At 60.3% G+C, this 21,779-nt stretch carries 13 protein-coding genes; 3 read left to right on the top strand and 10 right to left on the bottom strand.

Annotated elements, in window-relative coordinates:
* Window positions 1-2: 2 nt before the first annotated feature.
* The 10 genes from ACTJLA_RS07955 to yaaA all read right to left on the bottom strand — a co-directional run bounded on the left by ACTJLA_RS07955 (window position 3) and on the right by yaaA (window position 14,604).
* The gene (locus ACTJLA_RS07955; RefSeq protein WP_314547804.1) at window positions 3-1,535 is read right to left on the bottom strand and encodes an MBOAT family protein; all 1,533 of its coding nucleotides are present in this window, start codon (window positions 1,533-1,535) and stop codon (window positions 3-5) included.
* A 189-nt stretch (window positions 1,536-1,724) separates the two neighbouring features.
* The gene (locus ACTJLA_RS07950; protein WP_054898941.1) at window positions 1,725-2,834 is read right to left on the bottom strand and encodes a mannuronate-specific alginate lyase; all 1,110 of its coding nucleotides are present in this window, start codon (window positions 2,832-2,834) and stop codon (window positions 1,725-1,727) included.
* Between the two features lie 8 nt (window positions 2,835-2,842).
* The gene (locus ACTJLA_RS07945) at window positions 2,843-4,291 is read right to left on the bottom strand and encodes an alginate O-acetyltransferase (protein ID WP_314547807.1); all 1,449 of its coding nucleotides are present in this window, start codon (window positions 4,289-4,291) and stop codon (window positions 2,843-2,845) included.
* Between the two features lie 11 nt (window positions 4,292-4,302).
* Window positions 4,303-5,871, bottom strand: coding sequence for a mannuronan 5-epimerase AlgG (algG, locus tag ACTJLA_RS07940; protein ID WP_034128775.1), 1,569 nt, complete (start codon window positions 5,869-5,871; stop codon window positions 4,303-4,305).
* On the bottom strand, window positions 5,871-7,361 hold the full coding sequence (locus ACTJLA_RS07935; RefSeq protein ID WP_034128776.1) for an alginate export family protein: 1,491 nt from the start codon (window positions 7,359-7,361) through the stop codon (window positions 5,871-5,873). The genes algG and ACTJLA_RS07935 overlap by 1 nt, the downstream gene beginning before the upstream one ends.
* Window positions 7,358-8,737: an alginate biosynthesis TPR repeat lipoprotein AlgK gene (algK, locus tag ACTJLA_RS07930; RefSeq protein ID WP_057976185.1), complete on the bottom strand. Its 1,380-nt coding sequence runs from the start codon at window positions 8,735-8,737 to the stop codon at window positions 7,358-7,360. The genes ACTJLA_RS07935 and algK overlap by 4 nt, the downstream gene beginning before the upstream one ends.
* Window positions 8,738-8,868: 131 nt before the next feature.
* Window positions 8,869-10,035 (bottom strand): alginate biosynthesis protein Alg44, encoded by a 1,167-nt coding sequence (locus ACTJLA_RS07925; protein ID WP_034128707.1) that lies wholly within the window; start codon window positions 10,033-10,035, stop codon window positions 8,869-8,871.
* 37 nt (window positions 10,036-10,072) lie between these two features.
* Window positions 10,073-11,542 (bottom strand): mannuronan synthase, encoded by a 1,470-nt coding sequence (alg8, locus tag ACTJLA_RS07920; RefSeq protein ID WP_034128706.1) that lies wholly within the window; start codon window positions 11,540-11,542, stop codon window positions 10,073-10,075.
* A 103-nt stretch (window positions 11,543-11,645) separates the two neighbouring features.
* Window positions 11,646-12,962 carry a nucleotide sugar dehydrogenase gene (locus tag ACTJLA_RS07915; RefSeq protein WP_034128705.1) on the bottom strand — a complete coding sequence of 439 codons (1,317 nt, stop codon included), beginning with the start codon at window positions 12,960-12,962 and terminating at the stop codon, window positions 11,646-11,648.
* A gap of 862 nt (window positions 12,963-13,824) precedes the next feature.
* Window positions 13,825-14,604, bottom strand: a complete 780-nt coding sequence (gene yaaA, locus ACTJLA_RS07910) for a peroxide stress protein YaaA (RefSeq protein ID WP_314547815.1) — start codon at window positions 14,602-14,604, stop codon at window positions 13,825-13,827.
* Window positions 14,605-14,845: 241 nt separating this feature from the next.
* Here yaaA and ACTJLA_RS07905 point away from each other — a divergent pair, with 241 nt between their 5' ends.
* The 3 genes from ACTJLA_RS07905 (at window position 14,846) to ACTJLA_RS07895 (ending at window position 21,729) form a co-directional block, all read left to right on the top strand.
* A complete protein-coding gene (locus tag ACTJLA_RS07905) occupies window positions 14,846-15,970 on the top strand; it encodes a polysaccharide deacetylase family protein (RefSeq protein WP_181123771.1) in 1,125 nt (374 codons plus the stop codon).
* A 339-nt stretch (window positions 15,971-16,309) separates the two neighbouring features.
* A complete protein-coding gene (locus tag ACTJLA_RS07900) occupies window positions 16,310-17,704 on the top strand; it encodes a PhoH family protein (protein WP_005785025.1) in 1,395 nt (464 codons plus the stop codon).
* A 296-nt stretch (window positions 17,705-18,000) separates the two neighbouring features.
* Window positions 18,001-21,729: an autotransporter domain-containing protein gene (locus ACTJLA_RS07895; RefSeq protein WP_314547821.1), complete on the top strand. Its 3,729-nt coding sequence runs from the start codon at window positions 18,001-18,003 to the stop codon at window positions 21,727-21,729.
* The last annotated feature ends 50 nt before the right edge of the window (window positions 21,730-21,779 follow it).

Raw genomic sequence — 21,779 nt, 5'->3', positions numbered from 1 at the left:
CCTCAGAATTGGAAGTAAAGGAACGGCGAGAAACTCTGCGCCGACAGTTTGAGAATCGACGCCACGAACAGCAGCAGCACCGCAGCGCGCATGGCGTAGCGTGGCCAGTCAGCGGTCCAGTAGGCCGGTTGCACGGCAGCGTCGCGGCCCACGCTGAAACCGGGCTCGTGGATGCTGCCAGGATTGTCGCCGGGTACGGCCTTGATCAGGCTCGGGTCGGCTGGCTTGGCCTTGTCGGCCGGGCGGTTGGTGTAGAAGTCGCGCAGGCCGAAGAACGCCAGCGTTGTGTAGGCCACCACCAGGGTTGCCACTTGCAGGCCGGTAAGGTTGGCGCGGTTGAGTTCCGACAACGACCATTCGCTGAAGCTGAACATCGCACCGTACATGCGCCCGGCAACGTGCAGGTTTTCGGCGCGGAAGATCACCCAGCCCATTACCACCAGCAGGAAGGTGAAGGCCCAGCGCAGCACATTGAAACTGCGCGGCGCGGTGTTCAGGCCGATGGCTTTTTCAATTGCCAGCCACATGCCGTGCCAGGCGCCCCACACGATGTAGGTGATGTTGGCGCCGTGCCACAGGCCACCGAGCAGCATGGTCAGGAACAGGTTGCGGTAAGTGGTCAGGGTGCCTTTGCGGTTGCCGCCCAGGGTGATGTACAGGTAGTCACGCAGCCAGGTGGACAAGCTGATGTGCCAGCGCCGCCAGAACTCGGTGATCGACTGGCTGATGTAGGGCTGCTTGAAGTTTTCCATGAATCGGAAGCCCATCATCAAGCCCAAGCCAATGGCCATGTCGCTGTAGCCGGAGAAGTCGAAGTACAACTGCGCGGTGTAGGCCAGCGCGCCGAGCCAGGCATCGCCTGTAGTGGGGTTTTGCAGGGCGAAGCAATGGTCGGCCACCACCGCCAGGGTGTCGGCAATAAAGACCTTCTTGATGAAACCCTGCATGAACCGCGTGCAGCCCTCGGAGAATTTATCCAGGGTGTGGGTGCGGTTGTTGAACTGGTCGGCCAGGTCACGAAAGCGCAGCACGGGACCGGCGATCAGGTGCGGGAAGATCGCCACGAACGCCGCAAAGTCGATGAGGTTGCGAGTCGCCGGAGTGTCGCCACGGTACACGTCGATGATGTAGCTGATGGACTCGAAGATGTAGAACGAGATCCCGATCGGCAACAGCACGTGGGTGAGGATGAACGGCTCCAGTCCCGCGGACTTCATCATCACATTGATGCTGTCGACGCCGAAGTTGGCGTACTTGAAGTAGCCGAGGATGCACAGGTCGACCGCCACGCCGAGCAACAGCCAGCGCTGCGCCGGCTTGGTGCGCACACCGGCGGCACCGACCTTGAGGCCGATCCAGTAGTTCCACAGCGTGACGGCCGCGAACAGCGCCAGGAAGTCCACTCGCCACCAGGCGTAGAACACGTAGCTGGCAATCAGCAGCAGCAGGTTGCGATAGCGTTGCCCGCTTAAGTAGTACAAGCCGAGAAAGATCGGCAAGAACAGAAACAGGAACACATTGGACGAGAAAACCATCCCGATCTCTCCATGTTTAACCAACAGTCAAGGGCCGGAGCCCCCCCAAACCCCCCCACGATTTCGGGGGAGGTTGTGATCGTTCCCACGCTCTACGTGGGAATGCCTCTTGTGACGCTGTGCGTCACGCTTTGGGACGCAGAGCGTCCCGTGCTGCATTCCCACGCAGAGCGTGGGAACGATCAGCGACTAGCTGCCTTTGTTGCCTTTTTCATGCGCCGGGTCGTAGACCTTGGTCAGGTCGCCGCCCAGGCGGAAGGTCTTGAACGGTTGCATGCCATGCTTGCGTTCGATCACGTCCGGGGCGCAGGTGTAGAGGGTGCAGAAGGGCTCAAGCCAGGCAAATTTCATGTCTTCCTTGAGGTCCTTCATGTCCTGCTCTTTGCCGTTCTTCTGCTCGAAGATGTCCGGGTCTTTCACGCCGGCCAGCACCTTGTCGCCCAGGCGTTTGAGCGCGCTGTTGTTTTCCTGGCGCAGGTCCACGCCGTTGACCAGGGCAAAGCTGGCGATCATCGACAGCGGCGGCAGGGCGTAGTTGTGGTACGACAGGGCGCGTTGCTGGCGCTTCAATTCGTTCGGCAGGAAGCCCTGGTCATCGACCTGGTTCACGCCGACCTTGTATTCCTTCACCGCCCAATCAAACAGGTCGCGGCGGTTGGTAGCGATGGACGTTGCCATCACCGACCAGGCTGCCCAGTAAGAGTGGTTGTTGGTTTTTTCCAGGGGCAGGTTGTCCCAGTCGCTCACCACCTGGTCGGCCAGCTTGTTGAACCAGGCTTCGATTTGCTGGGCTTCCTGCGGGTGCTTGGCCAGCGGCTGCGACTCGGAGAACTTCAAGCGCACATAGGCCGAGGCCATGCTGCCCAATGCCCATTTGCGCATGGACTTGCCGGTGTGGTTGAAGTCCTTGGACATCAACGCATCGGCCTTGGCCCATGACACCAGCCAGTTCAGGGTGCATTCGAGCTGCTGTGGACGGCCGTCGCGCATGAACTGCATCACGCGCTTGCTGGTGTCTTTTTCCAGCTTGGTGATGTCGGCGGTGCTGTCGCGAAAGGCTTTTTCCGACTGCACATTCAGCGTCGAACGGGCCTTGTCGGAGCCTTCGTACTTGCTGCGAAACTGCAATGGCCCGGTGTAGGGCGTTGGCATGCTGTCGCAATCATTCTTGAAGTCGCCGGTCTTGAACGCTTCGATCGGTGCGAAATAGCCCTGGGGCGGGCGCAACGGCGCGGCCGCATTCACGGAGCCGGCAAACACGGCCAGGCCCAGCAGGGTAGGGAGCAATAACTTTTGCATAAGTAACCTCACTTCCCGAGTTGGGCGGTCTGCTGACCACCGCTTGGGAATACGTTGCGTGTGCAAATTTTCGCTTCAACCTTCTGCGCCGCAGTGCCCGCTTCGGGGCCCTGCACTTCCACGGCCAGCAAGTTCTGCGAGGCCCAGTCTTCATCGGTGCGCAGTTCAAAGGCGAAACGCCCGTCTGTATCGGATGTTTCGGGTTTCTCGATCTTGATGTCCTCGTGGCGCCCGTTCATGTACCAGAGGGTGGCTTGCAAGGTTTTCACCGACGGATCGGCGAAGCGGATATCGACCTGATGGTTGGCGTTGCGCAGGTCTTTGTTCGCGCTGTTGACCATCAGTTCGTTTTTGCCCGGTTTGAGCGTGGTGCTGGCCGACATCTGCGCGGTCTTGCCTTCGCAGCCGTTGTCCAGCAGCGCCATCATCTGGCGGTAGATGGTTTCCTGGTCGAGGCGGTACAGCGGCGAGAATTCCCAGATCAGGATCTTCGGTGGGCTCTTCTGGAATTCATCGCTGCCCAGGTACTGCAGCATCGAGCCTTCCAGGCCACCGCCGGGAAAGGCGACGTTGAGGATGTCAGCGCCGATTTCTTCTTCCAGGAAGCCGGCGAAGTTGTAGTTCTTGCCGCTGTGGCTGGTGCCCACCAGGGTGATCTGCGGGTTGCCCGAATCGCCGAACAGGTCGCCGTCACCGGCTTCGCCCTTGGGCTCGGTGGTGAACTGGTCCATGTACTGGATCGCGTAGCTGGTGCCGCACAGTTGCCCGGCCATGTTATGCAGGGTGCCGGTCTTGCCCATGCGGCCCGAGCGCTTGGTCTCGAATTCACGCTTGGGAATCTCGGCGTACTCCGGCATTTGCTTGACCTTGGCCGCGACGATTTTTGCGGTGCGCTGGGCGCCGTACGGGGTCCAGTGCTGGTCGCCACGGAAGTAGAAGTCGTGGGCTGGCAACTCATCCGGCAGTTGCTCGTTGGTCAGCGGCGACAGGTCTGGCACCACGTAACCCATCTTGGCGAAGCGGCCGAGCATGGTCTTGTAGTTGCCCAGGGCTTTGTCGAAGTCGAACGAAGCTTTCTCCGCCGGGTTGAGCTTGTTGCGGTTCACCAGGCCACGGGTTGGCTGGTAGACCACCACCAGTTCCACGCCCTTGCTCTTGAACGCATCGTGCAACTGCTGCATGCGCTTGTAGCCGGCCGGGGTGGTGTCGAATTCGGTGCGCAGGTCTTCCTGGGTACGGAACAGCCAGTCGCCCTGAGCTTGCACCAGGGTGGTGAAGTTCTGCTGGTAGCGCGTGGTGTAGTTCTTCGCGTCATGGGCGGCCGGGCACAGGCTGCAGCACGGTTCGGCGGTGAAGGTCGGGGCTTTGACTTCTTCGGCGCGTACGCCCTGGCTGGCCGCCAGCAGGCCGAGGGTCAGACCCGAGAGGCTCAGCAATTTGATCATGTGTGGGTGCATAAGGGTCATCCTCAGTCCTGCAATTCGGTCTGGCGTTCGACGGGGTCGATCAGCACGGCTTTCTGCTGGCGCACCAGCAGGTCGAGAATTTCTTCCTGGCGGTCACCCAGGATGCCGGAGAAGCTGATGCCGCTGGATTTGGTCGGCGCCAGCATCGACACGCGATACAACTCGATACTCAACGGCGAGTCGATGGACAGCGGCCCGCTGCCGTTACCCGCCAGTTCACCGCCGACCACGATCAGCGACACCTTGGCATCGAACGGGTCGAGGGCGATGTCGCGGTCGGTGTCGGTCAAATCCTTGATGTGGCCGTACACGCCGGTCAGCCCGTTGGCCATCGAGGTGTTTTCGTAGAGCTTGATGTTCACGCTGTTACGCACGCGGATCCCGTGGCGACGGTTGCTGATCACCTTGTTGCCCCACAGCAGGTTGTCACCGCTCTCATAGAGGGTGATGCCGTCGGTGTGGTTGCGGTAGATCTCGTTGTCGGCGATCAGGTTATTCACGCTGTTACGGTCGATCACCAGGCCCGAAAGCTTGTTGTCGTAGCTGCGGTTGTTGAAGATGAAGCTGTCGTTCACTTCCCGGGAAATGATGATGCCGTGTTTCTTTTTGGTGCCGTACACGGTGTTGTCCGCGATGATCAGGCCGTGGGAACGGTCATGGGGGTCGATGCCGTAGACGATGTTGTCTTTGTAGGTATTGCCCTTGATCACAAAGCCTGTGGTCTCGTAGCAGTAGAAGCCGTACCACATGTCCGAGAACTCGGAGTCAATGATCCAGCCGGTCGGCTCGGGGCGCTTGAGCACCTTGGCCATGTTCGGCGTGTACTGGGAAATACTCACCCCGTACGACTTACTGTTGGCGTAGCCGAAGCTGGCCATCTTGGTCTTGGAGATATAGGTCTCGGTGCCGCCCCAGGCCAGCAGGAACGGGCGGAATTCCTTGGCCGACTTGAACAGCGCCGGGCCGTTGGTTTTTTCATCCCAGCCGGTGACCTTGGTGTCACGCACGAACAGCTGGCCGTCATTGATCAAAAATGAGCCGGCTTGCTGGGACAGGCGCAGTTCCTGGGTGTTTTTGTCGATATCGAGGATGCCTTTACGGCCCACCACGATCGGCAACTTGGCCAGGAACACGCCCGGCGACGTTTCGCTGAAGTACTGCTTGGGCACCTTGCCCAGCAGGTCCTTGAGGTTCATGTAGCCGTCGTCGACAAAGATCGCCTGGGGAATGCCGTGTTGGCGCACTACCCATTCGGCCATCTTGTTATCGCCGCCGATAAAGTCCTTGAGTGCGTCTTCCTGCATCATGCGGCGGATGCTGATTTTGCCGGCTTTGGCCTTGACGATTTTCTTTTCCATCGCCTGCGCGGTGTAGCCCGACAGGTCGGGCAGCGCCGGCTTGGCCATTTCCAGCGGCGCGGTGGGCGGGCTGGAGATGGTGTAGGTTTTGGCCTGTTGCAGTTCCTTGGCGATGATCGGCGCCTTGGCCGCCGTATCGGCAAACGCTGTGGCGCTGGCCATCAGCATCGCCGCGACGAGTAGGCTTTGAGCATTCATGGCGCAGGCTCCCATCAGAATTTCCAGACCACGTCGACAAACGCGCGGTGCATGTAGGAGTCGACCTGGCTGCCATAGGCATCGCCGGGCTTGAACACACCGGCACGCAAACGCACCAGGGCTGAAGGCTCGTCGATCGACTGGCTCAGCGCGGCTGGCAGCAAGCCTTTCTTGAAGTACTTGGTGACCACCAGGTCCATTTCTTGGCCGAGGTCTTTCTTGCCGTCTTCAAGGGGCAGGGAGGTGCTGGAGAGGATCGCGCCGGTGACGTCATCGGTGTTGTTCTGCACCGCGTCGATGCCGTTGCTGCCCACCGGCTTGTTGCCGTCCACGCGCCAGAACTTGTGGTACACCAGGCTGGCGTCGTAGTCCTCGCGCAGTTGCCAGGAACCGAACAGGCTCATGGACTGCATGTTGTTCATCTCGCCGCGAAACGCTTCACCGAAGCGATGCACGCGGGACTGGGTGCCGGTCCAGTTCGAACGGTTGCTTTGCAGGCCGTTCTGTTCGTACTCGGCACTGGCGCGCGAGTACGCGGCACCCACTTGCCACTGCGGATCCAGGCGCAGGCGCACGCCGATATCGGTGGCCCAGCCGCTCAGGTCATCGCTGCGCTTGGCGCTGGTGGGGCGTGTGCCGTCGGCGTTCAAGGCGTTGACCTTGTCGCGGTCGCCGCGCATGCCGGTGATGCTTGCCCAGTAGTTGACGGTGTTGGTGTTGCGCCAGTTGTAGGCGTCGCTGTTGGCTTCGATGCCCAGCCAGGTCAGGTCGCCGTTTTCGCGCTTGTCCAACGGGTCGTTGGCGACACCCGGTTCGGCGTAGTCGAGCTTGCCGTCGTCATGGGTGTGGTGGCCGCGCACGCCGATCCACTGGCCCGGCGTCCACTGGTAGGCAGCGTCGGCGTAGAAGTGCTGGCGGTCCTTGTCGACCGGCGACAGTTCCTTGAGGTCGGTGCGGTATTCGCTGAAACGTTCGGCAGCGCCGACATTGGCCTTGAGCAAGGTGGTGTCGAAGGTCCAGTTCAACGCTTCGATGTTGGTGTCGCGCCATTGGCCGTCGTCATTGCGCAGGCGCTGGCGGCCGAACTTGAGGATCTCGCCGGGGTAGGGCGTGAAGCCGCTGTAGCCGACCCAGAACTCACGCAGGGCCAGGTAGTTTTTCTTGGCCTTGCGGTCGTCGTTGCTCGACTGCTGCTCGGTGGTGTCATCGGCCGACTGTTGCAGGGTGTCGGTCTCGATGATATCGCTGGAAACCACTGCCTGGCCCATGGCGTAGGCACTCCATGCGCCGCTTTCGCCGTAGATCCAGGGGCGCAGGTCGAGGCCGATGCCGTTGACGTCACCGCCTTTCTGGGTGCCGAGGTCGCGGTCATCTTCAGACTGCGCGGTGGCTTTGACTTCCAGGCCGAAGTTCTTGGCTTCGGTGAGCGCGGCCAGGGTCGGGCACGACCACAGCAGGGCGAAGGTCAGGCCGATACCGGCCTTGACGAATGGGTTGAGCTTCATAGGGATTCCTCGCCGTCTTCTTCTTGCAGGGCGTGCAGTTGCAGCGTGCTTTGGGCCAGGGTGCCGCGGGCGGCCAGTTCCTGTTGCACCAGGCGTTGGCCTTCGGCGCGTTGCTCAGGCGTCAGCGGCGCTTCGAGCTGGGTGGCCAGGTCATTGGCCTCTGGCGTGTCCTGGGCCTTGGCCAGTTGGCTGAAGACATAGGCGTTCAACGGGTCGGGCTTGGTGCCCTTGCCTTGGGAAAACAGTTGGGCAATGGCGAAGTCGGCGCTGTTCTGGCCGTTGCGCGCTGCGGTCAGCAGGTGGTCGAGGGCTTTTTGCGGGTAGACCTTGCCCAGGTAGCCACGGCGGTAAATCTGGCCGAGGTAGTAATCGGCGGCCACTTCACGGCCCACGGCTTTCTCGAAATGCGCCTCGGCAGCCTTGGCATCGGCCGGCACCCACTTGCCTTCGTAGTAGAGCTTGCCCAGCAGCAATTCGGCGCGTGGCTGGTCGGCGGCACGGCCGTTGTCGAGGTACTTCATCATCTGGTCGACATCGCCCAGTTCGGGGAAGTCGTAGAGCAGTTGCGCCAGGCTGACCCAGGACGCCGGGTAGCCAGGGGCGATTTTTTCCAGCAATGCCTGGGCAGTTTTTTCGTCCGGGGTACCGAGGGTGGCATCGCCGAGTACGCGGGCCACGCTGTCGACGCGCTGCGCAGTCACGGTGCCACGGCTTACGCCTGCTTCCATTTGCTTGAGCAGTTCGGCCTGTTGTTCCGGCTGCTGTTTTTTCTGATAGACCGTGGCCAGTTCGACGTAGCAGATATCGGTGGTGTTCAGCGCGGCTTTGCAGATGCGCTCCACATCATCCAGGTGCTGATCGTAGGTATCCTGGGTGCGATACAGCAGCACCTGGGCCAGGCCGGCCTCCGGGTAACCCGCCGCCTGCCATTGGCTGATCTGCTGTTGGGCATTCACGTTGGGAAAGCTGTGGGGGTATTGCAGGTACAGCATTGCCAGCGGGATCAAGGTATTGCCTTCACCATTGGCAAAGGCTTTTTTCAGTAGGCTTTCGGCTTCATGGTGTTCGGCCTCAGTGGCGCCGGGCTTGGCCGCCAACAGGCGACCCAGGCGTGCCTGGGCACGCGGCGACGTATCTGCCGCCGCACGGTAGGTGGCTTCGGCCTGTTTGATTTGCGCCGGGTCACGGGTGCCGACCTGGATATCGGCCAGGCCCACCTGGGCCTCGCTGTAGCCCAGGTCTGCCAGTTGCTGGTAATTCTGCTGCGCGGTGACGGTGTCGCCGCGCTTGAGGGCTTCGTTGGCCAGGCGCTGGTCGGGCAGGCCGGCGCAACCGGCCAGGCTGATTGCTAGGGCGATCAACGCTACCGAACCAATGTGGGCACTGCCTTTGTGGCGAGGGAGCTTGCTCCCGCTGGGNGAGCGGGAGCAAGCTCCCTCGCCACAGCAAGCCCGCTCCCACAGGGATTGTGGTGTTTTTGAGAGAGTCATCACAGGCATGTCCTCGCTTACAGACCGTGAGCCATGGCTTTGTCGATCAGCCAGTTCAGCGATGGGCCACGGTCGCTGGTGACTTCCACCGGGCGGCCGGCGTAGGTGCTGTCCAGCGGTGCATCAGGCTTGATCTGCACGCGGATGTCGGAGGACAGGTCGGCGCTGTTCAGGCTGGTGCTGCTGACGATGGTGCCGGTGCGAACCTGTTCTTCATCGGCGACCTGAAAGCTCACCGGCGTACCTGGGCGTACATCGCCAAACTGGCGGTAGGTGAAGCGGGCTTCAACATTAGCCTGGCTGCCACGTGGCACCAGTTGGAAGATCACATCGCCCTTGCTGGCGTACTGGCCGTCGGCGACCAGTTGCTGGGCCACCACGCAATCGCACGGCGAAGTCAGGGTGCCGGTCATTTGCTTGCCAAACAGTTCTTCGACCTTGGCCGGTTGCAACTGGTCTTCGTCCAGGTGGCCCTTGAGCACGTCGAGCATGCTGGTGCTGAACGTCGCCAGTGGCGCGCCCTTGGCCGCAACCGAATCACCTTTGAGCAGGCTCTGCACGGTGCCGTCACGGGGCATGGTCACGTTCATGCCCGGTACGCTGACGAGGCCGGCCTGGGCGTGGCTGACGAAGTACATGCCGTAGAGCGACTTGACCACAAAACCGAAGGCCGCCAGGCCGACCAAAAAGATCGCCAGGCTGAAGGTCACGGCGCGCAGGCGACCGAACGCAGTCATGCCGCTGCCGCCGTCCTTGACCTTGCGTGCCTTGGTGAAGTTGTCGCGTTGCAGGGTCGCGAGTACGTCGCCCATGGTCACGATGTCACCGGACAGGTGCGAGGTGATCAGGTGGCGCAGGGTGGAAATATCCTGGGCATCGAGGTTCTGGAACTGGCAACCGGTGCGGCCGGTCTGGCGGTCGTAGGAGCGAATCTGCAGCTCCACGTCCATGGCCAGGCCGAGGTTATCGATCACGAACTGCAGGCGGCCCTTGTGCACTTGGCCGATGGTGAGCGGCTGGGTGGCGGTGAAAGCCAGGCCGCCGGCGGACAGGTCGATAACCTTTGCTTCGGTCGGCGTGCGGTCGCTGTTGAAGAAGCGCAGCTTGGCCGGGATTTTCACCCGGGCGTGTTGGCGCTGGGCTTCGGATTCGTGGACAACGTTGGCGTTTACTTGGCTATTCATCGGGTGTAATTCCTAGGTTAATTCAGGCTTGGCAGGGTCAGACCATCATCAGCAACACGGCAACGAAGATGCTGCCGGCGGAGAAGGTCATGGTCCGAGACGACCAGGTGTTGAACCAACGTTGAAAGCTGGCCAAATCGCGGGTCAGTTTGGTGTCCTGGCGGGTCCAGGACTGTTGATCAAGGCGGAAGAACACGTAGATCTTCACCAACGCGCCCATGATCTGGTTGTAATAGAGAATCAGCGGGTAGGCCGGGCCGATCTTGTGGCCGGAGCACGACAACAGCAGGGTGAGGATCAGGCGGGTAATGCCGATCCATAGCAGGTAGGCGAGGATGAACGCGCCGCCGTACTTGAAGGTGGCGATCATGGCCACGGTCAGGCCGAGCAGGGAGGTCCACATCGATACGCGCTGGTCGAACAGCACCACGCTGGTGAACAGGCCGAGGCGACGCACGCCCAGGCCCAAGGCACGGGAGTTCTGGCGCAGGTTGTTGCCGTACCAGCGGAACATCAGCTTGCGGCTGGCCTTGATAAAGCTCTTTTCCGGCGGGTGTTCCACGGTGTTGATGGCGGCGTCCGGCACGTAGAAAGTGTCGTAGCCCAGGCGCATCAGGCTGAACCAGCTGGACTTGTCATCCCCGGTGAGGAACTTGAAACGGCCCAGGCGCCAGTGTTGCAGCGAGTCGCTTTCCACGTCGGCGATAAAGCCCGGGTCAGTCACTACGCTGGCGCGGAATACCGACATGCGCCCGGTCATGGTCAGCACGCGCTTGGACAGGGCCATGGAGCACATGTTGATGTGGCGTTGGGCGAAGCGCAGTTTGTGCCATTCGCTCATGATGTAGCCGCCGCGCACTTCGCAGAATTCGTTGGTGGTCAGGCCGCCGACATTGCCGAACAGCTGGAACCACGGCACGGTCTTGCGCACTACGCCTTCGGCCAGCACGGTGTCGCCATCGATCACGGCAACCACGGCGCGGTCGTCCGGCAGGTGACGCGAGATGGCGCGAAAACCGAAGGCCAGGCCGTCACGCTTGCCGGTACCGGCGATACGCACGAAGTCGAGCTTGACGTGAGCCGGCGGGTTCATCTTTTCCCAGAGGCTTTTCACCAGCAGCTCATCGGACATTTCCACCAGCGAGCACACCACGGTGGTGGGGAAGCCGCAGTCGATGGCTTCGCGAATCACCGAGCTGTAGACCTGGGCGGTGGTCAGCGCATCGATACGAAAACTGGTGACCATCAGGAACACATGGGACGGGTCGGCGGCCTTGCCCAGCTTGCGCACTTTGCGGCGCAGGTGCGGGTACACCACGTACAGGAACAGCATGCCGCGAAAGAAATGCGTCGCACCCATCGAGTAGCGCCAGATACCCACGGCACCAATCAGGAAAATAAAATTCTTCGATTGCGAATCGAAGGTGCTGGCTGGCAGAGCCAGAGCTAGAAGCGCTAAAAGCCCCAGAAATAGTAGCCAGCCAGTCGCTTGGTTTAACCGTTGCATATTCGCGTCCGTCACAGAGAAGTCGGGCGGCAAGCCACAAGCTACAAGCCGAAAACCAGCGCTTCTAACTTGCAGCTTGCCGCTTGAAACTAGCCGCTGCTCCTTACCAACAAATACCTTCGGTACGGCCGCTCACGCTGGTGGCCTTGGACATGAAGCCCACCAGGTCGACCACTTGCTTGCCGTGCGGGGCTTCGTGCGCAAGGGCGCGGAACTTCTCGTCACGGTTACCGAGGATGATCACGTCGGAGTTGTTGATCACTTCGTCGAAGTCCGAGTTGAGCAGGGACGACACGTGCGGGATCTTGCCTTCGATGTAGTCCTTGTTCGCGCCGTGCATACGGGCGTACTCGACGTTGCTGTCATAGATGCTCAGGTCGTAGCCCTTGCCGATCAGCATTTCCGCCAGTTCTACCAATGGGCTTTCACGCAGGTCATCGGTACCGGCCTTGAAGCTCAGGCCCAGCAGGGCGACTTTGCGCTTGTCGTGGCTGGAGACGATGTCGAAGGCGTTCTGCACCTGGGATTCGTTGCTGCGCATCAGCGAGTTGAGCAACGGTGCTTCCACGTCCAGGGAGCCGGCGCGGTAGGTCAGGGCACGCACGTCTTTTGGCAGGCACGAACCGCCGAAAGCGAAGCCTGGGCGCATGTAGTACTGGGACAGGTTGAGGGTCTTGTCCTGGCAGACCACTTCCATCACTTCACGACCGTCAACGCCGACGGCCTTGGCGATGTTGCCGATCTCGTTGGCGAAGGTGACTTTGGTGGCGTGCCATACGTTGCAGGTGTACTTGATCATCTCGGCAACGGCGATGTCCTTGCGGATGATCGGCGCGTCGAGTTCTTCGTACAGCGACTGCAGGACGTCGCCGGAGGCTTTGTCGAACTCGCCGATAACGGTCATCGGTGGCAGGTCGTAGTCGGCGATGGCGGTGGATTCACGCAGGAATTCCGGGTTGACCGCGACGCCGAAATCAACACCGGCTTTCTTGCCGGAGCAGTCTTCGAGGATCGGGATTACCACGTTGGCCACGGTGCCCGGCAGTACGGTGCTGCGCACCACGACGGTGTGGCGGGTGGTCTTGTCACGCAGTACAAAACCGATCTCGCGGCATACCGACTCGATGTAGTTCAGTTCCAGGTCGCCGTTCTTCTTGCTCGGCGTACCGACGCAGATCATCGACAGGTCGGTGTCGCGGATGGCTTCGGCGAAGTTGGTGGTACCGCGCAGTCGACCGGTTGCGATGCCTTGGCTCAACAGTTCGCCCAGACCCGGTTCAACGATGGGGGATTTACCCGCATTGATCAGGTCGATCTTGTCCTTGGAGATGTCTACGCCGACCACTTCATGGCCACGGGCAGACAGGCAACCGGCACACACGGCGCCAACGTAACCCAAACCAAATATGCTGATGCGCATCGCAATTACCTCTATGTTTAAATCATGCCATTAGATGGCCGGAGTTCATGTTTGCAAGCGTCACTGATGCCGCGAAAGTTAGGCGAATAGACGCCGACTTACCGCGTGCAGGCATGTTAAATAGCGAGTGACTAACTATTGCACTCAAGTTGTGCGCAACGTGGCCTTGTTATTGGGGCTTGCCCTGAAATGCAGCCGGTTTTCCATGGCGGAAGGGGCCGGCGCCAGTGCCGCAGGGCTTTGATACAGGCAAGAAGCCTTTTTATATCAACGCCTTGGGTGTTAACACTGGCTCATTTAGGTCAGCGCTGCCTTGGCCTTTAGGGGTTGGCAATGAGTCCTTATCGCCGCCCTCAACTCAATCAGTTGATGATATGACCCTCGAGCCAAAGTGCTTTATGACAACTTGGCTACTTCCATTGGTCGGTATGTAAGTCATCTCTTACGTAAACAGAGAATTTCGTTACCGGTGGTATGAGCGGTGCTTCAAGACGAAGTTCCGGGCCGCTCATCCCCTTTCCGGAAATTTTTTGAAATATTAGAAAAGATGGCACTAGTACTATATTGATAGCACTTGCTATTTAGGCCAGTAGTTATGGGGAGTTGGTGCGAGAGGATAGTTTTGTGCCACTACCGTTAAAAAAAAGTGGTGCCACTACGAAAAAAACCGACGAGTGTCGAGTGAAGAAATTGTTAGAGATGTGTCTTGATATTTTTTGACGTCAAATAAATGACGATTGGTGGGGTGAAATGCAGGCAAAAAATGTGGGAGCTGGCTTGCCNAGCGACATGTGAGTCGGCTGACCCTCCGCTATCGCAGGCAAGCCAGCTCCCACAGTTGATGTTGGTGGCTGTACAGGCCTTATTCCGGTGCGTGATCGCGCAAAAACACCAGGTTATCCGGCTTGGACTGCTCCGCATTGAAGCGATAGCCCTGTACATCGAACTGCTTGAGCTGGGCCGGATCGTTGATGCGTTCTTCAATCACAAACCGGCTCATCATGCCCCGAGCTTTTTTCGCGTAGAAGCTGATGATCTTGTACTGGCCGTTCTTCAGGTCCTTGAACTCGGTATTGATGATCCGCGCGTTCAAGGCCGTGCGCTTGACCGCCGAAAAATACTCATTGGACGCCAGGTTGAGCAGCACATCGTCGCCTTGCTCGGCCAGGGCTTCATTCAACCATTCGCTGATGCGTGTGCCCCAGAACGCGTAAAGGTCCTTGCCGCGGGCGTTGGCCAGCTTGGTGCCCATCTCCAGGCGATACGGCATCATCAGGTCCAGCGGGCGCAGCAGGCCGTAGAGGCCCGAGAGCATACGCAGATGGTCCTGGGCATAGCTGAAATCGGCCTCGCTGAAAGTCTCGGCATTCAGGCCGGTATACACATCGCCCTTGAACGCCAGCAGCGCCTGCTTGGCGTTGGCCGGAGTGAAGGCCGGCGTCCAACTGCCGAAACGCGCGGCGTTGAGGCCACCGATCTTGTCGGAGACGTGCATCAACTCACTGATTTGCGCCGGGCTCAGTTCGCGCAGTTGCTTGATCAGTTCCTGGGAGTGGTCCAGGTACTGCGGCTGGGTGAAGCGCGCAGTGACCGGCTTGGACTCGAAGTCGAGGGTTTTGGCGGGGGAAATCACCATCAGCATGAAGTTGGCTCCTGGAATCGTGGGGGGATTCTAGGGGGTTGGAGCGTTCGACTCCACCTATCAAGCCGATAGGCCCCGGTTTTTGTAGGAGCGAGCTTGCTCGCGAAAGTCGTCAACGAGAATGCTGGCAGACTGAATAGACGCGGTGCCCGGACGTTTTTCGCGAGCGAGCTCGCTCCTACACAAAAAGGGCGGACCAGTCCGCTATGATGGGCGGTAACTCTGTAGAGGGAGACCTCGTGTGCGATTAGCGCTTTTATTGTCCGCTTGCCTGCTGTGCCTGAATGCCCAGGCCGCGCCGGTGGATGTCGCCAGCCTGGACCGTAGTACCTGGCCGGAAAAACTCGCCAGCCCGGCGCTGTTCGATGTGGCTTCGCGTGCGGAGATCCTGATGTTCGCCCACGGCCTGCTCGCCAGCGAAGCCCTGGACGACGCGGCGCTCAAGCAACGCCTGGGGCTGAAGATCATCAACCTGGCCGCCATCGGCGACCTGCGTCGCCAGCTCTGGAAACGGCTGTTGGAGAACTACACATTCGCCCAGCAGAGCTGCGAAGAAGACGCCTCGTTCTGCTACTTGGTGGAAAACATGGACGACCTGCGTGAGCAGGCCGGCAAGTTCGAGGTCAGTGACAACTCTTTCTATATAGGCTGGGCCGCCCCCAGCCGGCACTTTCACGAACGCTATCTGGACGAGTTGTTGCGCAAGGCCGCGCTGTTTCCGCAGATCAGCAGTGAAGTGGCGCGCTTTGGCGATCATGAGCGCAACGGTGATGAACTCAATGACCGGATGTTTTTACTGACCTTCGACGGTGGCCCTGCACCTGTCAGCGGCAATACCGACTGGCTCACCGATTACCTGCGCAAGCAAAAGATGAACGCGACGTTCTTTGTCCTTGGCAGCAGCTTGCAAACCCGTGTGGAGCGCAGTTCCGCCGCCGATGTGCAGGCGCTGTACCAAGGGCAGTGCGTGGGGCTTCAGGGCTGGCAGTACCGCTCCCACAGCCATTGGGTCGACTGGCAAAGCTCCATCACCCGCAGTGCCGGGCTGGTACAGAACCTGATGCCGGAAAACTATGTGCCCTTGTTCCGCCCGCCGTATGGGCAGCGCCGCGCGGACAGCCAGGGCTTCTTCCAGCAACAGGGCCTGCAAGTGGCGTTATGGGACATCGACTCCCAGGACGAGCCGGGCAAGCTCAAGGCCGATGAGTCGGCGCAACGGGTGCTGACATTGATGCTGCTGTGGCGCAAAGGCGTGATCGTGTTTCACGACACCCAGGACAAGGCGCGGGTGGCATTGCCGATGGTGTTGCAGGCTACGGCGCAGAGTGGCTTGGGTTGGCAGGAGTGTCGCGAGGCATTTCGATGAAGTGCCCGGCTTTGCTGGGGGCGGGGTGTTTTCGGGGCGATTTGCTGCGACATTTCGATGCAGGCGGACTTCCGACTTTAACGGGGTACATGGCACTCGGCTAGTGCTATTCGTCATCCTGAAAAATAAACTTCAAAAAAGCGTCAAAGTGCTTTTTCCTGTCATGGGTTTTGCGGTATTACGAAGTCAGACCGCCGAAACCTGCAACACAGGTGGCGTCTTCCAAGACTCCGCATGTGGGCACTGCACTTGACGTCCCTCAGGTGCACTCGGTGGTCGAATCGAGGCGCAGCACCGCCCAGGTATTGCGTCGAATGGCTCCCACAAAGGTGACCGAGTATGGATGATCATGGACGTAACCCTTCTTCCGACCAGCCAATCCTTTATGTGCTTGATACCAACGTATTGATCCACGATCCAAATGCACTGCTGAACTTCGAAGAACACCACGTCGCCATCCCGATGATCGTGCTTGAGGAGCTCGACAAACTCAAAAGCGGCCACCACAGCGTTGCCGCCGAATGCCGCCAGGCCATCCGCCTGATCGACAAGACCCTGGGTGAAGCTTCGCCCGAGGACGTCGAGGTTGGCGTGCCCATCCAGCGTGGCAAGAGCGGGCCCAAGGGCTTGCTGTCGATCCTGATGAGCAAGCGCAGCGAGCCCAACAGCCTGCTGCCGGAAAACCTGAACGACAACAAAATCATCAACCAATTGATCGACCTGCACGCCCGCGACAAGGACCTGCGCGTGGTGCTGGTGACCAAAGACATCAATATGCGCCTCAAGGCACGAGCGTGTGGGATCGCTGCCGAGGACTACAGCACCGACCAACTGGTCGACGACGTGTCGATGCTCTCGCGTGGTTATCACATGATGACCGGCTCATTCTGGGACCGTGTCAGCAAGGTCGAAACCCGTCAGGACCACGGCCGCACCTGGCACCAGGTACAGCTGATCGACAACCTGCCGGCCGTGCATATCAATGAGTTCATTGTCGATGAACAGGGCTTCGTGGGCTGGATCAAAGAGATCCAGGTCGACAAGCTGCTGATCCTCGACCTGCATCAGGAGCCCCTGTTGCACCAGGAAGCCTGGGGCCTGAAACCGCGTGATATCTACCAAAGCCTGGCGCTCTACGCGCTGCTTGACCCGGACATCCACCTGGTCAACCTGACCGGCGCCGCAGGTTCGGGTAAAACCATCCTCGCCCTGGCCGCCGCCATCGAACAGACCATGGTGACCAAACGCTATCGCCGCATCATCGCCACCCGCAGCGTGCAGGGCCTGGACCAGGAAATCGGTTTCCTGCCCGGTACCGAGGCGGAAAAAATGGAGCCGTGGCTGGGGGCGATTACCGACAACCTCGAAGCCTTGCACATGGATGACGAAAACACCCATGGCAGCGTCGACTACATCCTCAGCAAAGTGCCGTTGCAGTTCAAATCCCTCAACTACATCCGAGGTCGCAGCTTCCAGCAGAGCCTGATTCTGATTGATGAATGCCAGAACCTTACGCCGCACCAGATGAAAACCATCATCACCCGTGCTGGCGCCGGTTCCAAAGTGGTGTGCCTGGGCAACCTGGCGCAGATCGACACCCCTTACCTGTCCGCGACCAGCTCCGGGCTGACTTACCTGACGGAACGCTTCAAGGACTTCCCGAACGGCGTGCACATTGCGCTGCAAGGGGTACCGCGTTCGATTCTGGCTGAATACGCCGAGTCCCATCTTTAACTGCAGCGAACCTGCGACGAAAAGCCCCGGATTTTTCACGAAGTCCGGGGTTTTTGTTTTGTGCGACATTTGCCTGCGTTAACGCGTCCCGGGTGCTTGTGGTCTCTGTAATTATTTTGTTACATTTTTTCTTGCGATAAAAACTATAAGAACACTGCAAGACCCCGTCGGAACACCACCTCCTTGATTCGACGAACGTTTAGAAAACCTGTCCAGGGTTTTCACCGTGACCCTGCCTATTACAAAAGCCCGAAACATCGCTCATTGATGACGCACATATCCAAAGGGAAAGGAAAATGGACGTAGCAGGTAATGGCTTCATTGTGTCGCAACGCAATCGCACCCCCCGTTTCAAGACCACACCCCTCACACCCATAGCACTCGGCCTGGCCTTATGGCTGGGCCACGGTTCCGTGGCCAGGGCAGACGACAACCCCTACACCCCGCAGGTATTGGAATCGGCGTTCAGGACAGCCGTCGCCTCATTCGGTCCTGAGACTGCCGTGTACAAAAACCTCAGGTTTGCCTACGCGGATATTGTCGATCTTGCGGCCAAGGACTTCGCGGCCCAGTCCGGCAAGTTCGATTCGGCCCTCAAGCAAAACTATGAGCTGCAACCCGAGAACCTGACCATTGGCGCCATGCTCGGCGACACCCGTCGGCCACTGGACTACGCTTCGCGCCTGGATTACTACCGCAGCCGGCTGTTCAGCAACAGCGGCCGCTACACCACCAATATTCTGGACTTCTCCAAGGCCATTATCGCCAACCTGCCGGCCGCCAAGCCTTTCACCTACGTCGAGCCGGGCGTGAGCAGCAACCTGAGCGGGCAATTGAACGCAGGCCAGTCCTGGGCTGGCGCAACCCGTGACTGGAGTGCCAACGCGCAAACCTGGAAGACCCCGGAAGCTCAGGTCAATTCCGGCCTGGACCGCACCAACGCGTATTACGCCTATGCCTTGGGCATCACCGGCAAGGGGGTGAATGTCGGCGTACTCGACTCGGGCATCCTCACCGAACACTCCGAGTTCCAGGGCAAAAATGCCCAGGGCCAGGACCGGGTGCAGGCGGTGACCTCCACGGGCGAGTACTACGCCACCCATCCGCGCTACCGCCTTGAAGTACCCAGCGGCGAGTTCAAGCAGGGGGAGCCTTTCAGTATCCCTGGGGAATACGACCCGGAGTTCAACGACGGGCATGGCACGGAAATGTCCGGGGTGCTGGCTGCCAACCGCAACGGCACTGGTATGCACGGCATTGCCTTCGACGCCAATCTTTTTGTCGCCAACACTGGCGGCAGCGACAACGACCGCTACCAAGGCTCCAACGACCTCGACTACAACGCATTCATGGCCAGCTACAACGCCCTGGCGGCGAAGAACGTGGCGATCGTCAACCAGAGTTGGGGGCAGAGCTCGCGCGATGACGTGGAGAACCACTTCGGCAACGTCGGCGACAGCGCCGCGCAAAACCTGCAGGACATGACCGCCGCCTATCGCCCATTCTGGGACAAGGCCCACGCCGGGCACAAAACCTGGATGGACGCCATGGCCGATGCGGCCCGGCAAAACACGTTCATCCAGATCATCTCGGCGGGCAACGACAGCCACGGTGCCAACCCGGACACCAATGCGAACCTGCCGTTTTTCAAGCCGGATATCGAAGGCAGGTTCCTCTCCATCACGGGCTACGACGAGACCAGCGCCCAGGTCTACAACCGTTGCGGTACCTCCAAGTGGTGGTGCGTGATGGGCGTGTCGGGCATTCCGTCTGCCGGCCCCGAGGGCGAAATTATCCCGAATGCCAACGGCACCTCGGCCGCCGCGCCGAGCGTTTCCGGAGCCCTGGCGTTGGTTATGCAGCGCTTCCCCTATATGACGCCCAGCCAGGCGCGGGACGTGTTGCTGACCACCTCCAGCCTGCAGGCGCCGGATGGCCCGGACACGCCGGTTGGCGAGCTGACCGGAGGCCGCACCTACGACAACCTGCAACCGGTGCACGATGCCGCGCCGGGTGTGCCGCAAGTGCCGGGCGTGGTCAGTGGCTGGGGCTTGCCCAACCTGCAAAAAGCCATGCAAGGGCCGGGGCAGTTCCTCGGTGCGGTGGCAGTGGCGTTGCCCAGCGGTACCCGCGATATCTGGGCCAACCCGATTTCCGATGAAGCCATTCGCGCCCGCCGCGTAGAAGACGCTGCCGAGCAGGCGACCTGGGCCGCCACCAAGCAGCAAAAAGGCTGGCTCAATGGCCTGCCCGCCAATGCCTCGGCCGACGATCAGTTTGAATACGACATCGGTCACGCCCGGGAGCAGGCAACACTCACCCGCGGCCAGGACGTGCTCACCGGCAGCACCTACGTCGGTAGCCTGGTCAAGTCCGGGGATGGCGAGTTGGTGCTGGAAGGCCAGAACAGCTATTCGGGCAGCACTTGGGTACGCGGTGGCAAATTGTCGGTGGACGGCGCGTTGACCTCTGCCGTGACGGTAGACGGCAGCGCCGTTGGCATGCGCAATGCCGATAACGGCGTGATGACCACACTGGGCGGCACCCTGGCCGGCAACGGCACGGTGGGTGCCTTGACCGTCAACAACGGCGGGCGAGTGGCCCCGGGGCATTCGATAGGCACGCTGCGCACCGGCGATGTTACGTTCAATCCGGGTTCGGTGTATGCCGTCGAAGTCGGCGCCAATGGTCAGAGCGACCAGCTCCAGAGCAATGGCGCGGCGACCCTCAATGGCGGTGTGGTGAGCGTGTCCCTGGAGAACAGCCCCAATCTGTTGACCGCCACCGAGGCGCGCAGCTTGCTGGGCCAGCAGTTCACTATCCTCAGCGCCAGCCAAGGCATCCAGGGGCAGTTTGCGGCGTTCGCCCCCAACTACCTGTTCATTGGCATTGCGCCCAACTATCAACCGAACCAGTTGACCCTGGCGATAGCCCGCAACCAGACCACCTTCGCCAGTGTCGCGCAAACCCGCAACGAGCGTGCGGTGGCGACGGTGGCCGAGACACTGGGTGCTGGCAGCCCGGTCTACGAAAGCCTGCTGTCATCGGATTCCGCCGCCCAGGCGCGGGAGGGCTTCAAGCAACTTTCAGGGCAATTGCATTCGGACGTGGCCGCAGCGCAAATGGCCGACAGCCGCTACCTGCGTGAAGCGGTCAACGCTCGTTTGCAACAGGCCCAGGCGTTGGATTCCAGCGCGCAGATCCAGGCCAGCGATAACGGCGGCTGGGTACAGTTACTCGGTGGACGCAACAACGTCAGTGGTGACAACAACGCCAGCGGTTACTCCTCGTCCACCAGTGGCGTACTGCTGGGCCTGGACACCGAGGTGAACGACGGCTGGCGCGTGGGCGCAGCCACCGGTTATACCCAAAGCCACCTCAACGGCCAGTCGGCGTCGGCGGACAGCGACAACTATCACCTGTCGGTCTATGGTGGCAAACGCTTCGAGGCGATTGCCCTGCGCCTGGGCGGTGCCAGCACCTGGCACCGCCTGGACACTTCGCGACGGGTGGCCTATGCCAATCAGTCAGACCATGCCAAGGCCGACTACAACGCGCGTACCGACCAAGTGTTTGCCGAGATCGGTTACACCCAATGGACCCTGCTTGAACCCTTCGCCAACCTCACGTACCTGAACTATCAAAGCGACTCGTTCAAGGAAAAAGGCGGTGCCGCAGCCCTGCATGCCAGCAAGCAAGGCCAGGACGCGACGCTCTCCACCCTGGGCGTGCGTGGCCACACTCAGTTGCCGCTCACGTCCACCTCGGCGGTGACCCTGCGCGGTGAGTTGGGTTGGGAGCATCAGTTTGGTGATACCGATCGTGAAGCTTCTCTGAAGTTTGCCGGCAGTGACACGGCCTTCGCCGTCAACAGCGTGCCTGTGGCCAGGGATGGCGCGGTGATCAAGGCCAGTGCGCAAATGGCGTTGACCAAGGACACCCTGGTGTCGTTGAACTACAGCGGCTTGCTCTCCAACCGGGGCAACAACAACGGGATCAATGCCGGGTTTAGCTTCCGGTTCTAACCTTGAATGTAGGAGCGAGCTTGCTCGCGAAAAATGTCAACGATAACGCG

Source organism: Pseudomonas sp. 22072, assembly GCF_052046095.1.
Taxonomy (GTDB): Bacteria; Pseudomonadota; Gammaproteobacteria; order Pseudomonadales; family Pseudomonadaceae; genus Aquipseudomonas; species Aquipseudomonas paracarnis.
This window is presented reverse-complemented; position numbering and strand designations above follow the sequence as displayed.